The sequence below is a fragment of the Desmospora activa DSM 45169 genome, assembly GCF_003046315.1.
Lineage (GTDB): Bacteria > Bacillota > Bacilli > Thermoactinomycetales > DSM-45169 > Desmospora > Desmospora activa.
Window position 1 is genome coordinate 2,451,871 of the sequence record NZ_PZZP01000001.1, and the last position, 21,042, is coordinate 2,472,912.

General features: G+C 45.4%; 15 protein-coding genes. 4 read left to right on the top strand and 11 right to left on the bottom strand.

Features of this window, described 5'->3' with window-relative positions; genetic code table 11:
- Positions 1 to 16: 16 nt before the first annotated feature.
- Positions 17 to 805, bottom strand: coding sequence for a Fe-S cluster assembly ATPase SufC (gene sufC, locus C8J48_RS11820; protein ID WP_107727050.1), 789 nt, complete (start codon positions 803 to 805; stop codon positions 17 to 19).
- Between the two features lie 289 nt (positions 806 to 1,094).
- Here sufC and C8J48_RS11825 point away from each other — a divergent pair, with 289 nt between their 5' ends.
- Positions 1,095 to 1,619 carry a type 1 glutamine amidotransferase domain-containing protein gene (locus C8J48_RS11825; RefSeq protein WP_107727052.1) on the top strand — a complete coding sequence of 175 codons (525 nt, stop codon included), beginning with the start codon at positions 1,095 to 1,097 and terminating at the stop codon, positions 1,617 to 1,619.
- A gap of 546 nt (positions 1,620 to 2,165) precedes the next feature.
- On the opposite strand, the gene C8J48_RS11830 is transcribed toward C8J48_RS11825, so the two are convergent.
- From C8J48_RS11830 to C8J48_RS11845, 4 genes are all read right to left on the bottom strand, one after another.
- Entirely contained in the window at positions 2,166 to 3,167 is a 1,002-nt protein-coding gene (locus C8J48_RS11830) for a TolB family protein (RefSeq protein ID WP_170105427.1), read from the bottom strand.
- A gap of 269 nt (positions 3,168 to 3,436) precedes the next feature.
- On the bottom strand, positions 3,437 to 8,113 hold the full coding sequence (locus C8J48_RS11835) for a DNRLRE domain-containing protein (RefSeq protein WP_342748251.1): 4,677 nt from the start codon (positions 8,111 to 8,113) through the stop codon (positions 3,437 to 3,439).
- Positions 8,114 to 8,121: 8 nt separating this feature from the next.
- Positions 8,122 to 8,778: a hypothetical protein gene (locus tag C8J48_RS11840; protein ID WP_107727058.1), complete on the bottom strand. Its 657-nt coding sequence runs from the start codon at positions 8,776 to 8,778 to the stop codon at positions 8,122 to 8,124.
- Complete coding sequence (locus C8J48_RS11845; protein WP_107727060.1) at positions 8,779 to 9,036, bottom strand: hypothetical protein; 258 nt, start codon at positions 9,034 to 9,036, stop codon at positions 8,779 to 8,781. It lies immediately after the preceding gene.
- Positions 9,037 to 9,465: 429 nt separating this feature from the next.
- On the opposite strand from C8J48_RS11845, the gene C8J48_RS11850 reads away from it, so the two are divergent.
- Positions 9,466 to 10,587 carry a hypothetical protein gene (locus tag C8J48_RS11850; protein WP_107727062.1) on the top strand — a complete coding sequence of 374 codons (1,122 nt, stop codon included), beginning with the start codon at positions 9,466 to 9,468 and terminating at the stop codon, positions 10,585 to 10,587.
- An 83-nt stretch (positions 10,588 to 10,670) separates the two neighbouring features.
- Here C8J48_RS11850 and C8J48_RS11855 read toward each other — a convergent pair whose 3' ends face one another.
- From C8J48_RS11855 to C8J48_RS11880, 6 genes are all read right to left on the bottom strand, one after another.
- Complete coding sequence (locus tag C8J48_RS11855; protein ID WP_107727064.1) at positions 10,671 to 11,753, bottom strand: glycoside hydrolase family 172 protein; 1,083 nt, start codon at positions 11,751 to 11,753, stop codon at positions 10,671 to 10,673.
- The gene (locus C8J48_RS11860) at positions 11,656 to 14,013 is read right to left on the bottom strand and encodes a DUF6259 domain-containing protein (RefSeq protein ID WP_107727066.1); all 2,358 of its coding nucleotides are present in this window, start codon (positions 14,011 to 14,013) and stop codon (positions 11,656 to 11,658) included. The genes C8J48_RS11855 and C8J48_RS11860 overlap by 98 nt, the downstream gene beginning before the upstream one ends.
- A gap of 84 nt (positions 14,014 to 14,097) precedes the next feature.
- Positions 14,098 to 15,615 carry a glycoside hydrolase family 183 protein gene (locus tag C8J48_RS11865; RefSeq protein ID WP_107727069.1) on the bottom strand — a complete coding sequence of 506 codons (1,518 nt, stop codon included), beginning with the start codon at positions 15,613 to 15,615 and terminating at the stop codon, positions 14,098 to 14,100.
- A gap of 25 nt (positions 15,616 to 15,640) precedes the next feature.
- Positions 15,641 to 16,465 (bottom strand): carbohydrate ABC transporter permease, encoded by an 825-nt coding sequence (locus C8J48_RS11870; RefSeq protein ID WP_107727071.1) that lies wholly within the window; start codon positions 16,463 to 16,465, stop codon positions 15,641 to 15,643.
- A gap of 24 nt (positions 16,466 to 16,489) precedes the next feature.
- Entirely contained in the window at positions 16,490 to 17,383 is an 894-nt protein-coding gene (locus C8J48_RS11875) for a carbohydrate ABC transporter permease (RefSeq protein WP_107727073.1), read from the bottom strand.
- Between the two features lie 78 nt (positions 17,384 to 17,461).
- Entirely contained in the window at positions 17,462 to 18,775 is a 1,314-nt protein-coding gene (locus C8J48_RS11880; RefSeq protein ID WP_107727075.1) for an extracellular solute-binding protein, read from the bottom strand.
- A 342-nt stretch (positions 18,776 to 19,117) separates the two neighbouring features.
- Here C8J48_RS11880 and C8J48_RS11885 point away from each other — a divergent pair, with 342 nt between their 5' ends.
- Positions 19,118 to 20,110 carry a LacI family DNA-binding transcriptional regulator gene (locus tag C8J48_RS11885; RefSeq protein ID WP_107727077.1) on the top strand — a complete coding sequence of 331 codons (993 nt, stop codon included), beginning with the start codon at positions 19,118 to 19,120 and terminating at the stop codon, positions 20,108 to 20,110.
- A gap of 274 nt (positions 20,111 to 20,384) precedes the next feature.
- The gene (locus C8J48_RS11890) at positions 20,385 to 20,984 is read left to right on the top strand and encodes a KpsF/GutQ family sugar-phosphate isomerase (protein WP_170105429.1); all 600 of its coding nucleotides are present in this window, start codon (positions 20,385 to 20,387) and stop codon (positions 20,982 to 20,984) included.
- Positions 20,985 to 21,042: the final 58 nt, after the last annotated feature.

The following is a 21,042-nucleotide window of genomic DNA, read 5'->3' on the forward strand; positions in this document are numbered from 1 at the left end:
CGAGTGCCTCCCCGCCTTAAGCCTTAGACTCAACGGTTTCGTCTTCGATTCCCAACTCTTCCTTCACCCAATCGTACCCTTCCGCTTCCAACCGTTCCGCCAGTTCCGGTCCGCCGGATTTGACAATGCGACCCTGCATCGTCACATGAACAAAGTCTGGTTTAATGTAGTTCAACAGCCGTTGATAGTGGGTGATGATCAGGAAACCCGTGTTGGGATTGCGCAACGAGTTGACGCCGTCCGCCACTACTTTGAGGGCGTCAATGTCCAAACCGGAGTCGATTTCATCTAAAATCGCAATGCGCGGTTCCAGCATCAGCAATTGCAAAATTTCGTTCCGTTTTTTCTCCCCGCCGGAGAAGCCTTCGTTTAGGTAGCGGTTGGCAAAGGATTCATCCATATTGAGGCTATCCATCTTTTTGTCCATCTCTTTGATGAACTTCATGATGGAGATTTCGTTGCCTTCGCCGCGTTTGGCGTTGACGGCGCTACGCAGGAAATCGGAGTTGGTCACTCCACTGATCTCGCTGGGATACTGCATCGCGAGAAACATTCCTTTGCGGGCCCGTTCATCCACTTCCATCTCCAGGACGTCTTCACCGTCCAGTTCCACGTTGCCCCCGGTTACTTCATAGCGCGGATGTCCCATCAGTGCTTGCGCCAGGGTGGATTTACCTGTTCCGTTGGGACCCATGATCGCATGGATCTCCCCGCCTTTTACCTCGAGGTCAACCCCTTTGAGAATCTCTTTTTCTTCGATGGCCACATGCAAATCTTTTATTGTGAGTTTGGGTGACGTTGACATGGCTGCATTCCTCCAATTTTTCCCATTCACCATATATGATACGCAAACCAAATCATAAAACCGTACTGTCGCCTGATTTCGACAGCATCATCGTTTTATTTCTCAGTTTGCGGGTGTTTTGGGTTGTGATACGATAAAAAGAGTGAAGTGAGCAATAGCTTTTTAAACTCATTCTCATTTGATTCTCATTTTATTCTAACTGAAGGAGCTTTCCGATTCAAGGTTTGTAAGGTTTCCATATATTCGAACGGATTATCCCGTTGATTATCCCCTTGAAGGAGGCTTTCCCATGCGGCTACAAGGAAAAAAAGTCGTCTGTTTTGTCGAACAAGAATTTGAAGATCTGGAACTATGGTATCCGATTATCCGTCTGCAAGAAGAAGGGGCACACATCGATTTGGCCGGGCCGGAGGCAAATCAAGTCTATATCGGAAAATACGGCGTGCCCGCCACAAGCGATCTCGCTTTTGCCGACATGAAAGCGGAAAATTATGATGCCGTCCTCGTACCCGGCGGATGGGCGCCTGATAAAATCCGTCGCTATCGGTCAGTATTAAAATTGGTACAGGAGGCGGACCGTACCAACAAACCGATCGGTCAAATCTGCCATGCCGGATGGGTGCTAATCTCCGCCAATATCCTTAAAGGACGCAAGGTGACTTCCACTCCCGGCATCAAGGACGATATGACCAACGCCGGTGCCATCTGGGTGGATGAACCCGTCGTCATCGACGGAAACCTCATCTCCAGCCGCCGCCCCCCAGACTTGGCCCCCTATGCCAAAGCCTTCTGCGATCGGTTGGCTTCCCAGTGACGACGGGCGGCCCAAAGCCGATCCGCTGTATCGAATGCTACAAGCAACGCCCTGGCGGTCGCTGTGACTTCTGTCCGCTTAAAAAGAGCAACCGTCATCGGTATAAACAGGTGAGAGATGGGTGGTTTATCCTGCGGGAGTCTCCCGCTAAACAGTCGCCGAATTCAACAGAAGGGGAAAGCTAGCTCCAGGATTTCCACCCCAGAGAAGAGCGTGTTTCATTACCAGGCTCAAAATCAACCACCCTCACAATGTCGAGAGGGTGGTTGAGATTCTTACCCATACTTTAATTATTGATTATCAAAATCGGACCAAATCCAGTTTTTCCAATGTGTATTTGGTTGACCGACTTTTATAAGTGAAGGGTTATTTTTTTCTATTGCTAAAGCTAATGTCTTTTCATTAGAATATACTCTACTTAATATGTACCCTGGATAGTACAATAAAGCCGGGTGAGAAGTGAGTGATTCCTACCCCGGCTTTTTCTTTACCATTTTTAAGATCTGAAAAAAGGTTATTGACATATTCTTATTTTCTAATGTTCTGCTAAAATAACTTGACTTTATCTAATTTCCTACTCTGCAAATCGATAGACCATAATTGATGTTGAGGAGGATATTTATCTGGGTCGGACTGAATTATTTCCATAAACAGTAGCTTTTTCTTTTTATGAAAAAAACGAGGATGACTGGTATCTGATTGAAGAGAAGTGATTTGTACCGTTTCGTTTGTTTCCGGATCAACTAAGAATATCTCAGAATCCGAAAAAATTTCTTTTGCAACTGCAGCGATAGCTATAGAATCATCCATAGAAGATATATCAACATTTACAATAAATTCTTTTGATAGATTAATCTTGTTGATGTCTTTTGGCTGATTCATCTCGATCGTATACAATTGGTTAGAATAGGGTTCATCATCATCCTTTTTTATAAATTTGATTTGACTTTCATCTTCCGAAACAATAAGGTTATACAATTCCCCTTTTTGAAAATCAGTTAATTGCTTTTCCCCTGTTCCATCCGTATTCATTGAAAAGATGTTAAGATTGATTGGTCCATAGAGTCCCGCCAATAAAGGTAGTTCCGCATATTCTGTTGCTTTTATAAAATAAATTCTGTTTCCATTCGGAGAAAAAATCGCTTCCTGTATCATTTCATCATCATCAGTCAGTTGCTTGATATTTGATCCGTCATGATCCATTATCATCAATGGTGATCGCCTTTGTTCGTCACTACTGGATATAAAGAGAATCTTCTTTCCGTCCGGAGAATAGCGCGGATAAAGATGAGCTTCACCTTTTTTGGGCTTTGTCAGCTGCTTGATGTTTTTTCCATCCACATCAGCAGTATAAATTGAAGCGATATCATTGATTTTATATGAAAAAAGAAGCGTTGAATCATCAGGTGAAATATCTACTATCTCTTGCAATCCATCCGGTAAATATTCTGTTGTATCGTCAGATAATATACTTGAAATAAAACTAGTGCATCCTGTTGCAAATATTGCGGGTAATAACAATAACAACGAAAGAAACCTTTTTTTCACAAAAAACCCCCTTAAGTTTACCATTTTGGAAATAGACCTATTTTTCACATTGTTTTACTTGAGATCACAATATATCAATGATCACTTGGATTTACTAGTGTTCCCTAACTGATTTTCTCTGCCTTCATTCGGTCATTAGCTTATTTCTATCTCAAAATAACTTACTCATTGTTCCTCCTTATATAAAAGAAGCTGCTAACAAAAGTAAGCAGCTTCTTTTGATAGCCATAATCATTTTTTATTTTTCTTTCTTACTTCACAAAGATTCTTTATACACAATAGCGAGAGCCTATTTTTATAAAATACCACCTTGCTCGGACTGCAAAATTATAACCTCTTCTGCTTTTATAATAACCATACTTTATAGCTACATTAAGGCATCTAACAAGAGATCTATCACAACTGCATTTATAAAAACCTTTGCCTTTATAACAGTTATCATGTCCCATACAACATGCATCAACCCCATCTAAGGCCTTTCGACTATTGGACCATCTAGCTGGTCCACAATGATAACCATAGTTAATTAGCCAATGATTTTGGTATATTCTACTCAGCTTTTTTTTCAAACTACGTGAGATGTTACCATCAGGATCAACATTTATAATTGGATTATTGTAACCATATGTGTATCTGTTTAGGCTTATTGGCTGAATTTCAAATCCAATAAAACTGTCTCGGGATAAAAACCTTCCGACCTGTGAGTTGTAATATCTATTTTGAAGGTAATATAATCCCGACTCCTTATCATACCGATACCCCGCATATCGATACGGGTTCTCTATACTCCCCGTTTCCTTCAACAGATTCCCAAAGGCATCATACTCATACTTTGCTACTTCCGTTCCAGTAGACTCAGTAAGGGCTATTACATCCCCACGATAGTTGGTTTGGTAGTAGTATGTCTTTCCACCCCGTGTCATGCTGACTAGTTCGTTATTTGCCCCATAAGTGTAGCTGGCTACGATTTGGTTGTTTTGGTTCGTTTCATAGGTGACGTTCTTATTCTCATCATAATGAAACGTCAACGTCGTTGAGCCCATCGTCATTGTCTTTCGCATGCCGTCGGCCCGATAGGTATAGGAGGCGATCGTCTTATCGCCTTCCTTCACAGCAATAAGGCGGTTTTCGGCATCATAGACATAGTTATGCTTGCCGTCGCTTGTCAGGTTGCCGTTTTTGTCATAGATATAAGCTTGGCCGTCCACTTTGGTCAACTGATCGGCATCATCGTAGGTGTAGATCGTGGTGGTTATAGTTCCATCCTTGGTTACTTTTTTGGTCAGACGATTACCGGTGGCATCGTAAGTATATTCCATCACCGTTCCATCCGGACGGGTTTCCTTGGTCAGCTGCTCCAGTTCGTCATACATATACGTTATGGTACCCTTAGAATCCTTAATCTGGGTGATGTTACCCTTATTGTTGTAGGTGTAAGTATAGGATTCTTTTTGCTCCCCGTTTTTATCCAAGACAACTTGCTGCACGAGGTCACTGGCACCGTTGTAGTAGAAGAGGCTGACTGAACCGTCTTCATTCTTCCGGCTGACAAAACGATCATTCTCGTCGTATGTGTAGATGGCACGATTTTTACTATTTTCTTTAACATGAGTGACTTGAAGATTTTCATTAAAGTCGAAACCTTGGGTGACTGTCGTACTATCAGCGGTTAATTTTTGTTCTGTAACATTACCGTTTTTATCATAGATATATTCAGTTTGGTTGTCATTAGGTTCCTTTACTGTCTTAACTTTATTATTTTCGTCATAGGTGAAGGTGATAGACTGTTTCTTGGATTCATCCGTCTCTTTCGTGACATTGCCGTTGGGATCATATTCAAAGGAATACCTCTTCTCTCCATTGTAAGAGACAGCGACCTGCCGATCGATGGCGTCATAATCATATGTTATTGTATTCCCGTTGGGCTGGGACATCTTTGTTAAATTGCCGTTTAGATCGTGAGTGAAAAGGACAGATTCACCCATTGCGTCAATGGATTTTCGTACCTGGTCTTGTTCGTTGTATTCATAGATGGTTTCTTTGCCGTGGCCGTTAATAACCTTGGTTTTATTACCGTTGCCGTCATAAGTGTAGCTGGTTTCATTTTTTTTGGGGTCGATTACTTTAGTAAGACGATCTAAACCATCGTAGCTGAAGGTGGTGGTGTCAGCCCCTTGTTTCTCACTAGTCTGGTTGCCCACCGTGTCATATCCTGACTCAATGACGCGTCCTTCTGAATCGGTAATTTTGGTTTGATAGTTTTTGTCGCTGTCGTATCCGTACTTCGTGGTAATTGAACCGGGAATCACTTTAGCAGTGTCGAACCAAGCTCTCCCACCGTCTTGTTCGCTAAATTGGTAAAATACACGGATGCGGTCAAAGGATTTCGTTGTTTTAATCTCACGGGCAAGATGTTGCCAATCGTGGGATTTGAACTTATCAAAATGATAGGTGAAGGTCTCCTGCTCCATCGAACCCAAATAGGTTCTGACAATGTAGCCATAAATGCCACCGTTAGGATCAGGCTTTTCCACCTTGGAAAAACCGGAGATGGTAAAGACAGCTCCCACATTCCCCTTGATGGGAATATCCTGGTAGATGGATTTATATACACCCTTCTCTCCGACCAATCGAACTGATCGTTGCCCCGTATGGGCATCGGTGGTAACCAGGGTATCGGAGGAGCCAGTCAAGGGTGACATAAACCAGCCGTCGGGAATAGAAGCATTCTGAGCGTTGGGCCGTTCCATGCCGGAGTTTTCAAGGAGGTTGTACCCGCCAAGGAAACCTTCTTCCAGCTGCAGTCCGTCAAAACGATAGGTTCCCGCAATTTGGCCGTTGTTATGGAAAGCGTAGGCTCGTACTCGAAGCTTGATGGTGTTAGCCGGAAATGCTCCCGCTTCTGCCGCCGCATGTAAACGAATGGGCCCTTGGGTGCCGCTGATTTCATTGGACTTGATCCGACCAGTGATGCGGTCTTCGTTATCATAGCCTGTAATCTGGATGCCGGCTTTCCCCTGTGCATTTACCACTTGTACGATTCCACTGGCAAAATAGCTCTGGTTCGAATCATAGCGGATCGTATAGTTGCTGCCACTACCGATCAAGGTATCTTCAGTCGGGTTGACGATCTCGATCTTCTTATCCCCTAAAGTTACCCCGTTTACCGTTAGCCCGCCGTTGGTCCAGCGGACTGCGGTTGAATCGGACGGGAATTGATACCACCCATCCGCCAGGCTGCCACTCCCCTTCTCTAGGCTACCGTTACGAGCTAAGTTTACTCCTGGGCTCATAGCGGTAGTTTCTTCGATCACTTTTCCGTAACCATCGTAGATCATCGCCGAAGATTTGGTTAAGGGGTCTGTAGTAGAAGTTTTGTTGCTTTCATCGTCATATTCGTTGGTGGTAGTGTTTCCTTCTGGATCCGTATCCCTGATAAGGTTGTTGTTTTCATCGTATTCCGTCGTCGATTTTTCATTGAGCGGATTGGTAATGCTAGTTAGATTGCCGTTATCGTCGTAGGTATAATGGTAGGTAGCATTACTGTTGATCGCAATAGTATTAGCGTCCTTTCGGCTAATCATCTCGTTTTTATCGTTATATTCAAATGTTTGCTTGACGTTTAACCCGATAGGATCCTGGGTGATTTGAACGACATTAGCGTATTCGTTATGGGTGTAGACGGTCTTGGTTCCCTTGGGGTTGGTGACGGTCGTGATTTTGTTGGTAGTGTCGTACTGGAACGAGGTGGTGGCTTCTTTTTTCTCTCCGCCGATAGTAACCCGTTGGGAAAGCTGCTTCACCCGATCTTCGCTGTCGTATTCCACCGTTTTATCGTTGCCGTTGGGATCCTTAATCGACGTCAGATTGTGATCAGTATCATATCCGTAAGTGACAGTAGATAAGGTTTTATCGCCAGCATCCTTCTTAGTTACGGTTTTAAGATTGCCAGCCGTATCATAGGTGTATTCCGTTGTGCGATTGGCCGGATCGGTCACTTTGGTGACGCGGTTGCTGGTGTTAAAAGTAAGGTTCACTTTTCGTCCAGAAGCATCGGTGATACTTGTGGGATTACTTCCCGTATAGCTGATGGTCGTCTTGTTGTTGTTAGCATCGGTGATCGAGGTCAGACGACCGGTGGTGTTAAACTGGTATTTCGTCTGGTCCTTATCTTCCAGGGTATAGCCACTTTTTTTCGTCAGCTCAAAGTGGATTCCCGGTGGTGCCTGATAAGTGCCGTCACCGTTAGGGATAAAGGTATGGGTGGTCCCGTCTCCATCGGTGTAAAGTAGTGGACCGTGGCCATTGTCGGTGATGCGCTGCTCAATGTTAGAAGTCCAACCATAGCCAAAGATCCCGCTTTCGGTAGAGCGACTGTTGTAGGCCCGTTCCACGGATGCTGGAATCCCACGACCCTGAATACTGACATCATATGTGGTAGAACAATCACAAAGGAAAAAATTACCATTATAGGTATTCACATTGGAATCCACAGTGGTCCAGAACTCTTCTTTGCCCAAGGGGTCAATATTATAAGTAATCGTCAACTTAGGCCGTAGACTGTTGTCAGTGTAGTCGCTGGACCAATAGGACTTGCGGTTGTTGCTCTCAGTAGCGTGACGAAGGGAGACCCCATAGTTGGGAGCTTCACCGCTATACCACTGCCGTGCCAGATCGGTCAGGTAAAAGTCCACCCACCCAGGTCCGCCTACGGTTTGATTGGATATGGCTGCTCCAACAGCCGGTTGATTCCTCCAGGTAACAGTTGAAGAGCTCCAATACTCCGTAACGGGATGGAGATTTTCCCGTTCAGGTGTCGTGTCCGCATTCACCTGATAGAGACTAAATTTGGCCGACTGAATTTTAGCACTGCTTAATAGCGGCTCCAAGGCAAATTTGATGAAAGATCGACTGATGCCGTGATCAGGGTTATTTCCGACTGTCAGATACGTGGTTAATTGGTAGTTTTTATCTTTTCTTTTTCATCCTTGCTTCCAACAAAACTGTCGTAGGTTTTGTATTTACCCTGGATGACGATGGAGGGGTCCACCCGGACCGGATATGCCCGCTCCGGATCTTGCAACCATTCTTGGTCCAGGCTAAGATCTAAAAACGTTTGGTTGCCCTCTTCGCGGATCGTAAACTGAATGTTGTCCGAGTATCGGAGATTATCATCTATCATAAAAGGGCGGGGAATGGTGAAAACGGCTTTACCCTTTGCATCCAAAAAGTCAATCGAGCCGTCTTTTTGCGGCTTCGCTTCCACTCCTTCGGTATTCAAGGTCATGGTAAAAGACTTGCGTTTTCCGTCATAGGAGTGGAGAACCCATTCTTCTTTTACACTGGTGTTGCCTGTATGGTACACCAGGTCGACATTGGGAAAGACCGACGGATAGGAGACCTGGTTATCTTCATGAACAGCATCGACTTCTTTTCCCTCAACCAACCCAAAATCTACGTACGCTTCATTCAGCTGAAATCGCACCAATTTTGAGGCCGTGCTTTTATTGGCAAAGCCGATACGGTACTCGTTCTCCTTATTTTCCAGGAGGAGTTCGTCATCGAGAGCCGACTGGCGGGATACCGGCTCGATCTCGTTGTCGATATCCACTCACTCGCCCTTTTTCTCCACATGGATCGGTTCCAAATACTCTTCCAATATGTATTCGTCACCTTTTTTAAAGGTTTTCGAATACTGTGTTCGTAAGTCAAGCAGTTCCTGTTTTGTATTCTCCTTTTTCGTCGTTGTATTTTCCTCTTTTGCCGCCGCGTAAGCCAACTGGTAATCGGGTATTAGCAATGAACCCAACATGGCAATGATTACGAGGATTGAAATCCAGGAAAGCTTTTTCGTTGTGCTTTGAGACACGCTTCTTTCTCCTCTCTGATATTCAATTGTGATCGATGGGTAAGACTGGGTATGATTGAATGAGATTGGGTTTTATTTTCCTTTTATTACCCATAAATACAACATTGTTAAATTTAATTCCAGCATCAAGAAATGAAAAATTTGCCTCATTTTAAGGCAAAGATTTATATTCGACGGATTCCGACGCTTTCCTCCTGCAAAAGAAATATTTTTTGCTTAAAATGAACTACTTATTTTGATCGTTACACATCATCGCGATTTTACACCAATCAAGAACTCCCCACTAAACAGCCACCAAAACCAAAATAACCGACCTTCTCTATGAAAGGTCGGTTTATTTCTGCGTTCCAAAAAGGATCATCGATCGGTTTAGTGGAAAGTATTTTTGTTCAATGGATTGTCATATCCGGCTCAAGGGGAGGAATTGCGGTGGTGTTGGTACGTGGAAAGCACATATTGTACCTATGGCTGTTGATGTTAATCTTATTGCCGGTTGAGGTTGATGCCAACGGTGGCCCTGTGAGGGGTGAGCCACAAGCGACTGGAGAAATTTGGTTTGATTCCAACTCCGGGATTGTACTAGAAGAGGAAACCGTTCGTTTCCATATGAATAAAGAGGCCTTCACCAACATTCGGCAAGGGCGGACAGCGGTGGAAGTGAGATACCGTTTAAAGAATACCTTAGATCAGCAGAGACATATTCAAATGTTTTTCCTTGCCCCAGGTAATGCTGAATCCCTTCCGGAATTTCATAAAGAGTTGAAAAATGCAAACTTCCAAGTGACACAAGATGGTGAACATCTCCCAATAAAAAAGCCCCAGGTGGTTCACCCGCAAGAGTGGGAACCGCAAGAACCGGAAAATGGGATCGACTCCTCACAGAAGGGGGCAATGGATTTTCCAGAATATATCACGGATCCTCATCATCCGCTTGGAGTACAAATCCCCTTGTCATTCCAACCAGGAGAATCCACCCAGATCCATATCCGGTATCGTGACCCTGTCGCTTATCATGAAGCCGGTCAAGTCAGCCCGGCCCTCTCCCACTTATACTATCTCACCCCTGCTCGTTATTGGGAAGGAGAGCCACACGTCCGCTTGGAAATCATTTTGCCACGGGGGAAATATGATGTCGCTTCCAACCTTCCTTTAAAGCAGGAGGGATCAATTTTTTTTACTACATTTGATACACTTCCTGCACAAGAATGGTACTTTTCCGTTGTCGACCGTGAGCGGCTGTTGTTTTACACCAACACCCCATGGAAACATAATTGGTTCATTGCGTGCATGATCTGGGCGATTAGTGCTGTGCTGTTCTGGCTCCGCTCCAGCCTGCGTCAACCATGGATCGGATGGCTTCCGTATCCTCTCGCAGTGGTATTGTTGATCATTTTTGTGCAAAAAGCGGCGGAGTATCCGTTGAATGGCTTTTTATTACCACTTATATATCTGGCGGTGGTCGGGATAATTTATTTGGTTGATCGAGGCTTTAAATATATGGATAGTAATCGAATCAATCCAGGTACACAACCGTCACGGCCAACGGGGTAGAACCTTCCAGTCTAAACAGCAGTGAAGTTTCTAAGGGTTTCCGCTAAACTCAATCAAACAAGAACGATCCCCAAAATATCCCCTCAAATCACCTCAAGAGTGTCATTATCCGGTAATGGTTCAAACGGGGCATGCGGCTCAGCCTGATACCAGTAGGCAACAGATGCGATATCGTCCTGAAGTGGCAAATACCGTTGATTCGAACGCCAGCCAAGGGCCTGGATCGTCACCCGTAAATCTTCTTCAAACCGGATCGGGTCCATGATGTGCCAACGATACATGCCAAATCGTTGTTGACTGCGATATAAGCCGTCCGGTTTGATCACTTGGTGAAGGCCGAGAAATGGCGTGGAAAACAAGCCATACTCGCCTTGGGGATGTTCAAAGTTCCACGCCCCGCCAAAATAATCTTCTGTACCGGTTCCACATATGGTCGGAAATTGTTGATCCCCATCCAGATAAAACTTGATCTCCCCTTCCCCCCACCAGCCGGTATTGTTTACTTGCCAAGCGAGATAGGTGCCGACATAATGCCCTTTTCCTCTGACACCGTCCAAAATGGTATGGGTGTCTTTATATTTTACCGGATTGCTTCGCCGCCACTGGGCATGAAAATAGGCAGCATCTTCCGGTACATCGGTCAAGGTGTAATCGATTTGATAGTATAAGACCACTTTTTCCGGCATGCGGTTTTCAACCGTAATCTTCGCACTTTTGCGAAAGGGCAGCAGCCAGTAACTGTTCATCCCACCTGCTGGATTGACGGCAACCGGCAGTGAATTGACATTGCTTCTCTCGCACCAACCATTGCAAAAAAAGTCCCCCAGCGGTACTTCTACCGACGGCTGTTCTTCGTCATCCCAATACATTCGCAGAATCAGATGACGCCAACTGTTGGGAAAACAGGTGAGCCAGATATGCTGGATGGCACCCGGTTCACGAATCTCCGCCATGGTAAATACCGCTCCCGGTTCAATCTCAACAGAGGGAGATATTTTCCACCCTTGCCCCAGTTCGCGGGCACTATGAGCACCCGTTCCTTCTGTGGCCATTCCTCCTTTCCCTTTTTCACCGGTGAAATTTTCCGCACTGATCGACCGTGTTTTCGCATTGGAAAGTCGCACGAGGTTGCCTAAGCCCATATCTAAGCCGTTGAATCGATTCATCATCTTCACCCTTTCTTTCTTCGGCTTTTATCACTTCCAACATGACCACGCTCTTTCCGGGAATATTGAACTCCACCTTGCGAACATTATCGTGCTCAATGACGAACAATGGCTCCATATCGCGATCATCGACCATTTTTCTGACCTGATAACGTCCGGGAGGAAGCACATATTTTTTCATATCCAAATCGATGGAAACCTCCGCTTGTTCATCGGTAACATTGGCAAAAAAGAAAGCAAGGCATTCGTTTTGAAACTGCCAGCCGGAATGAACGATCGCATCCACTTCATACTTGCCGGACTGGTTGTAATCCTCTAAACCCTTACTATGATTGTAATGAAACCAGTCCACCTTGATCCGCTCACATGGAACCGATAGTGGCCTTAACATCTTTCCATAAGCCAGATATTGATTGCCGCTGCCGGTTCTTAAACGGGCAAACTTCCCTAAATAGCGGGCTCGTTCCGGTGACAGCCGATAGCCTCTCGCTTCAAATAAATAATAATGCTCCGACCGCTCATTCTCTTTCCCATCGACGACTTCCATCGGACTGTACTCATGATTTAACTCATACAATCCACCCCATAAGTATGTACGAGCCACTGTAAAATAAAAGAGGGAACCGATCTCCTCCACGAGCTTTCCCCAACCGTCGAGACGAAGCGCACCGTATTCATGATACACATAGGTAAACATCGGAATCAGCTCTGCTTCGCCTTGAATGAGCAATTCGCGAAAGTTCCATCCTTCAAGAGGAGCCGCCGGTCGTCCACCGGCACGGGCTTGATAATAGTCGAGCACATCCAAAAAGACTTCGTTCATCATTTCTGTTCCCATTGGAATATAACGGCCCGCTTTTTTTATCATGGCCGCTTTGGTATTACCATAGTTTTGCCGGTACGCCATCGTCACTTGTTTGCCTGCACCGACCGGGTGACCATGGGAATCATCCAAACAGACCTTCAGGATATTGTTGGCGGAAATATCGTAATAAATCGAATCGACGTCCGCTTCCTCCTGCAGGCGCTCATCCCGGCGCACATGAAAATCTTGTGTATAAGGAGCGACAGGACAAATCAACGGAAATTGATACTTGTCAATGCTGCGTAGCGATTCTCCTTCAGGGAACTTTTGTAACGCTTTTCGGCCACGCTCCCCATCCGCACCGTAAATATTGTACAAATAGTCAAACTCAAAGGGAGCGTATTTATCTCCGTATGATTGGAGGGTTTGGATATTATGCGGATGAAAGCGCGTTGGGAACCAATCATCCATGCCACCGGGTACACCGTTGTAAAAATTTTGTCTTTGATTCACCCAATCCGGTCCTAGAATATGAAAAAGCGGGGTTTGGATATAGTCATGATAGCGATCGATCCAGCGGCTTCGATCATGCATCGCATTAATTCCAAACGTGGCGGCCCCCATCTCTTCATATAACCAAGGGGCGTAATCGTCTTTGTCTCGTTTCGCAAGCACACCTTTTCTACACCAAAATTGCTGGACCGCCCACTCCTTATAGCGATCCGCAGCTTCAACCCACCCTTCTCCTTCAAGCGCCTGCACTACAATCGGATATTCCACTTTTATCCCTTTCTGCGGTCCGATATCCTCAGCGGCGTGAAAAAAGGAGGCTTCCAGCAAGCCGCTCTCATTCTTGTAGAAATTGAGCCCTTTTGCATATCCATCCCCATCAAGTGCGGCAAAATAGAGACCACCTTGATTTAATCCATAATAGGAAAAAAACTGCATCGTAGCACCGGAAAAACCTTCGGGATACGGCATCTGTCTAAAGCCGACACCCTCACTTTCAAAGTGCTTCAACGGGTTGCGAATACAAATGCCCGTCGCAAAACTATGGGCGACAAAATCATCCGCCCCATCCGCTGTAATCGCTTGGATATCGGGAATAATCGGATATTCTACTCCAATGACGGGTTCCTTCGTTTCATTTGTTACATTAGCATAAAACCGAAACTCTTCGGTGGCGGAAGAGGCGATAATCGTCCCTGTCACCGTTAAACCGGCTTCTACTTCCCACGTCAGTACCGCTTTCTTTTCCTCGGTAGACTCGTCCAACATATAGGAAAAATGGCGATATTGCGTCGTGATTCCGCTACCCCTTTCCAATCGAAAGGAAATGGACTGCGGTTGGCTCAAGATATACTCCTTTTTTTTAAGCTTATCGTACAAACCACAAATTTCCCCATTGCTTTTATTGATCCTTAACGTTAATCGGTTGTTTTCCAATTGAATCATCGCAGCCCCTCCTTCTCAGCAAAATGACACTTTAGCGGATCGGAAAGCGATCCTTCCGATCCGCTAAAGTAGACTCATCCAAACTTAGTTTTTCTCCAAACTGACATCATCCACTTGCACCCATGTATCACCATTCTCCGCCCACATACCGGTATAGATCTCCACGATGTCATTGTTTCCGGAGTTAAATTGCACCGTCAACTCCGTATATTCCGAAAGGGACTCAAACTTGCTCTCCTTCAAGATGGAACCCTTGTATACTCTCGCACCGAAGTAGCCATCAGTATTGTTGTTGGACGTTCGCACCCACCCCTTCAGTGTGTAATCCGTGTGCGGTTGTACCGCAACTCGCTGCATAATCGCGTTCCAGCCGCTTCCGTTTCGAACATAGCCGTTGTTCTCGCCTGTACGGGCATAGCCGAGGTTGCGATCAATCCCTCCTTCCCCTTCTACATACCACGGCGCCATGATCGGTGTTTTTGTTTGCGTTTCAAAACCGGGATCGGAGAGGATATTGTCGCCTAACAGATCATCGTCCAGACGAGCTTTCAGCAAATGGGTGTTATAATCCGGATACCAGGTAGACATCACAAAATAAAGATCTGGACCGTCATTGGACAGGGGGTGCATATACGCGCCATATTGCCCCAATCCCGTAAAACCGTCTGGAACCAAAATCTTTTCCCCGCTCCACGGTCCGGTCGGCGTAGGGGCATCCCGCATCACAATGGCGCGTCGGTCTTCATTGAGATACGTCATGATATAGCGATCAAAGTGGGTATTATAAGCGACGGAAAGTTCTCCCGCTACACCGATAGCAACCGGCCGCGCCTCTGCTTGATTAGCGACCCACTCGTTTCCATTCCAATAACGGTAGGCTCCGATGTCCAACAGGCTGTTCTCCGGCACCCGCGCCAAATGAATATTGCCAAAGCGTCCATTGGGTGTAGCATATAGATAGACAAAGCCGTCCTTTTTGACGAATGCCGCCATCTGAAACTTGTTGTCCCAGGTGTTATTATTGTTTTGCCAGCGGGCCGTTGGGTGCTTTACCCACGTCTCTCCATCGTCATCGGAGTAAGCGATTCCGGAATAGTTGGTATACCATCGGCCGGGATCTCCCCAATGATTGACGGACATATAGTGAATATAATGTCTGTCACCAACGGTTACACCGGCGGTAGGAATGACGGTAATCTCGTCACGGTCCACTTTTTTGGAAGGCAGGATCTCCTTGGCATGTCCAGGCGTATCCTGAATCATGGTATCAAAAGATAAGCCATCTTCCAGATTGGTATCCGAGGATATCGCCAGTGTATTGCTGCGCCAGTCGTGTTCATCCAACCCGTTGGTATCGCCAAACGCGATAAAGTATTCCCCATCGCCTTTTTCCCAAATAATGCCTAAATCCGTTCCTGAGATGCGATAGTTGACGTCGGTCTGATTGGGATTGGGTACGGTTTCCCCTGCTGGTGTCGCTCCCGTCACCCGCGCGATGATTTCAGGGCCGGAGGGTGTAACCGCTTCCACACTGCTGAAAAATACGGTACAAAGCAATACGCTCATGAGAAGAGTCGACACAAACACTTTTTTTCTGTTCATTTTGCACCATCCTTTTGCTGACCGGTTATTTTAAACCGGAGATTTTAATTCCTTTCATGATGTGCTTTTGAAAGAATAGGAACAGTACAATGGTAGGAATCGCCGACAATGTCGATCCTGCCATCAGTAAGCCCATCTCAGAGCCGCGCTCCGATCGAAACGTCGCCAGATACTGCATAATTTGATAGAGCTCCGGGCTTGTAATCGTCATCGTCGGCCAGATAAAGGAATTCCAATAGCCGAGAAAAGCAGCGATGCCCACGATGACAAAAACCGGGTAGGACAAGGGTAAAAATATATAGAGATAGATCTTAAAGCGGTCGGCTCCGTCGATCATGGCCGCTTCCTCCAGCGATACGGGTATGTTCAAATAAAACTGGCGCATAAAAAACATATGGGCGGCTGAGGCCAAACCGGGAAGGATCAACACCGCGATCGTATCCAATAGATTCATTTTTGAGACAACGATAAAGGAAGTAACGAGAATCGCCATACTGGGGATAAACATCGTCATGATGACATAGACCCACAGGATGCGTTTAAAGCGAAATTCCAACCGGGCAAAAACATAAGCCGCCATTGAATTGATCAACAGCGTAAAAACGGTAAAGATAACAGCACCGATAAAGGTGATCAAAAGCGAGCGCGAAAAGGCTTCATCCGATAAAATCGTGATATAGTTAGAAATCAGCCATTTTTCCGGAAAAAAGCGAAAGGGAGTGGCAACCACCTCGGTTTTGCCTTTGAAGCCTGCAATCGCCAACCAGACCAACGGAAATATGGAAACTATCGATACCAAAAACCCGATACTATAAACAATCGCCTTGCCAACCGCATTTCCTCGAACCATGACACTCCCTACCTTTACCACCAGTTATCCGTCAATCGCTTTATCCGAATTTAAAATCCGAAAGATAAACGCCGCTATACTCCCCAAGACGACAAACATCAACAGGGCGGCGGCAATGGTGTATCCCATTTCTACATCGTTTCTAAAGTGGTTAAAGATGTGCAAGTTAGGGGTCAGTGTGGCGTTAACCGGTCCTCCGCCAGTCATGATCATCGGTAGTTCAAGCTGTTGTAACGCCCCGGCAAATCCGGTTACCAACAAAAACAGAATCACGTTTTTCATTAACGGAATGGTGATATAAATCATCTTTTGAAAGGCATTTGCCCCTTCCATATCCGCCGCTTCATAATACGAATCGGGAATATCGAGCAATCCCGCCAGCATGATTAATGCCGAGATTCCAAACCCAAGCCATATAGCCGGAACCGCTAAACTGGGCAATGCTGTGCTCACATCGTTTAACCATGCGATTTTTTCGATGCCGATCAGACCGATGAGGTAATTGGCGATCCCTCCGTCATAATGATAGATAAACCCAAAAATGATCGATGCAATAATGCCGGAAATAACCGTCGGTATATAGATGGATGTTTTTACAATACCGGAAGATCGTCTCCCCATTGCGCGAATAACGTGGGCGAATAAGAAGGAAAGCAGCATTTGTAACGGGATGACGTACAAGGCAAATTTCAACCCGACGACAATCGAATGCCAAAACAGCTGATCGGTAAGAACCAAATAGAAATTGCGCCAACCGACAAAAACGGAGTCTTGATAAAAGCCCCAGTTGTAAAAGCTGATATAGATGGCATAAACAAAGGGAACAGCAACAAAACTCGTCAACAGGATCACGATGGGGGACAACATCAAATAAGCGGTCCCATTATCGTACTTCTTCGTTTGCTCGATTTTACCCATGCTTTACCCACCTCACCCCCGCATCGGCTTTCCCGGAAGATTGTACTTCCGGAAAAGCCATTTGACCCTTGGGTTGGATCATTGCTTTGGATTTATCCCCGCAAGATTATTCTTTTTGATGTAGTCGTTGATTTCCGCTTCCGCCTGCTTTAGCGCCTTCTGTGGATGCTGCCCTTTAATGGCCCGCTCAATGGCTGAACCGTACGCAAAGCTGATTTCCCACGGATAAATCGGCTCACTGACGGAATTGGGAACCACTTTTTCCGCGATCAGCTTCCGTACCTCATCCTTTTTTCCTTCCGGATCTTCATTTAGCGCTTCCTCTACAGAAGTGCGAGTTGGAAATTTAGAAAACTTACTGGTGCGAAAGAAGTCCACCATAATCTCCGTATCCCCCGCCAACAGCCACGAAATAAAATCGGCGGCCTCCTGCGGGTTCTCAGCCCTGCCATCGATCACCAATGTCCATCCGCCTAAGGTTGAAACCGGCTTGGTATGGTCTCCGTCAGGGGAAGGCATCACCGCTACACCGACATTGTCGAGGATATCCGGGTAATCGTTGCGTAGCTGCCCAATTCCCCAAGATCCCGAAACCGCCATTGCCACCTTCCCTTCACCAAAATCTTGCAAATCGGTATATTCGCTCAATGCTTGCGCCGGTGCAATTTTTTCCGCATAAATTCGCTGATAAAAGGTGATCAAGTCTAAGTAATGCTTATCCAGCGTCGCTTTCGTCCACTCGTCGTTAACGGCTTCACGGCCGCCGTTCCGTTGTAATCCCCATGTTGACCATGCCAATTCATCCGCATTGTTGGCGATATGTAAACCGTATCGATTGTTTGTTTTTAGCTTTTTACCGTAATCGATCAATTCATCCCATGTTTGCGGAGGTTGCTCAGGGTCCAGGCCCGCTTTCTCAAAATAATCCTTGCGGTAATACAGAACCGCAGACGGCTCTACCAGCTTGGGATAAGCATAATGCTCTCCTTTCACCGTCACAAATTCTTCCACATTGTCTAACAGATCATCCCAGATGGCTGCATCCGTATATTCGTCTAGGGGCGTCAATTGGTTTTTGGCAACGGAGGGAGCGATATTACTGTAATTCATGGTATAAACCTGTGGAGCCTTACCAGCGGCTTGCGCCGCTTTTAATTTTTGTGCCCAAGCGTCTCCTGGTACGATTTGCAACCGAATTTCCACTTTATCTTGCGATTGGTTATACTCATCAACCCACTTTTTAAACCATTCGTCTGTCGTTTCCTCAAATTGATTTGCCCAAAAATCGATCACGACTTTATCTCCCGATGCAGCATCATTGCCACAGCCAGCAAGGAAAATCGATAAAACCAACACAATCGACAAAAGTAGCGCGAACGCCTTTTTTCTCATCTCACCCTTCCTCCTTTGCCGAACGTTTCGAGAACTGTGCACAGACGATGCTGATGTCTATCCCATTACTGCAAAAACCACCTTTTATCCGATGTGTTAACGTTTACATAATGGAGTGAGTGTTTGTAATCGCTTTCATTTTTGTATTCTAAATCATTTATCCAACAGAAGCAATAAGAAAATTTTCAAAAATAGTAGAAGTCCGCTCACAAGGCTAAAAACGTGTATCCCTGTTAGCTCCCATCAAACCAGCTCTTCCCCCGAAAACTGTGTTAAAATTGTCTAAAAGAGATGATGAATGAACCCCTCGTGAAACGGTTTTTTTGAAAGGAGTAAGCCGCTTTGGGGAATATAACGATTAAAGATGTGGCAAAAGAATCCGGTGTATCCACCGCCAGCATATCTCGTGTCTTAAATGAAAGCGGTTATGTGAGTAACGAGACCAAAGCGCGCGTTCTTGCCGCCGTCAAAAAACTAAACTACCAACCGAATGCAATCGCCAGAAGTTTAAAACAGGACAAAACGAATACAATCGGTGTCGTTGTTCCCGATATCGCCAATCCTTACTTTATGAAAATTGCAAAAGCAATTGAAGATACCGTCAGCAACAGTGGTTACAACTTAATCTTTTGCAGCTTTGATGAAGATTCGGAGAAAGAAAGAGAACTGCTTACGGTGATGTATGAAAAAAGAGTAGATGCCATCGTTTTAGCAACATCGGGAGAGAGTGAAGACATCGTCGCTTCCGCTGGGATTCCGATTGTTTTATTAGACCGAAAAATGGAGATCGAATCCCAGCAACTAGACTATGTGATTGAAGATAATATTCAGGCGGCATACGGTTTAACAAAAACACTGCTGGAGCAAGGGCATCGACAGATCGGAGTCGTTAACGGATCGTTGAAAGTGAGTACCGGTTGGGAACGATACGAAGGGTACAAGCAAGCGATGCAGGAGTATAGATTAAAAGAAGACCTCCAGTTTGCGTATCAAGGCAACTTTGCACAACAAGACGGATGTCTAGCCGTCGATTACTTTTTGAGTCTCGACAAAAAGCCGACAGCAATCTTATCCTTTAACAACACCATGTCTTTTGGCGTAATCCTTGAACTGCGGCGTCGTGGATACAACATACCGGAAGATATGGTGGTCGCCTCTTATGGCGAAGTGGAAGCAGCACAACTCCTGGATAACCCGCAGATCATCTATGTGAAACAAGAACCCTATGAAATGGGTTTAAAAGTAGGGAAGATTATTATGCATCGTCTGCAAAAACGCAAAAAGATTATACAAGAGACGTTTATTCCCCAAATTCACCTCTATGGGTCCCGTTGAATCGAATACCCAAACGCGATGAAGAGACTTTTCTATGGTAACCGAAAGTTGAAACGCCCATATGGAATTTGCGGGGGCGTTTCAGTTCAATTTCACATCAACGAACCTCCTTGCCTCTCCCCATGAAGAGATTTTTAATTCAAAATTCTCCCTTGCCAAAGTAAGATTCGGTGTATATAATAATTCCGAATCCTACGTGTAAACGTTTACATATATTTTAGCCCATCATGAAATCCACCCACGTTTAAGCATGACAACAAGGGAGAGAAGGACATTGGAAATATTAAGTAAGATGAAAGAAGTAATCGAATTGGAGGCCTCTTCGATTAAAGCGCTTTCAGAACAGATTGGCCCTAATTACGAAACTGCACTTCACCTCGTACGCAATTGCAAAGGGAAAGTGATTGTAACAGGAGTCGGAAAGTCTGGACACATCGGAAAAAAAATCGCCGCTTCTCTCGCCAGCACAGGTACGCCTGCGTTTTTTGTGCATAGTGCGGAGGGCGTTCACGGCGATTTAGGCATGATACAAAAAGAGGATATCGTCATCATGATCTCCAACAGCGGTGAAACGGCGGAAGTGTTAAATCTCCTCCCCTCATTGGCTAAAATAGGTGCAAAAAAGATTGCCATCACTTCAAATGCAAACTCAACCTTAGCCCAATCGTGTGATACTGCTCTCACTTATCACTATGAGACAGAGGCGGATCATCTCGGTCTAGCCCCAACGACAAGCGCAACCATTACGCTTGTGATTGGGGATGCATTAGCCATCGGCCTCTCTGTTTTAAAAAAATTTGAAAAAGAGGATTTTTATCTATACCATCCCGGCGGCAGCTTAGGGCAACAATTATCTGAAAAGATCAGGAAATGACCGCTTTTGATCGCGAGCAATAGCCTCGATCAATCATCGCCCTTATCTTTAACATCAA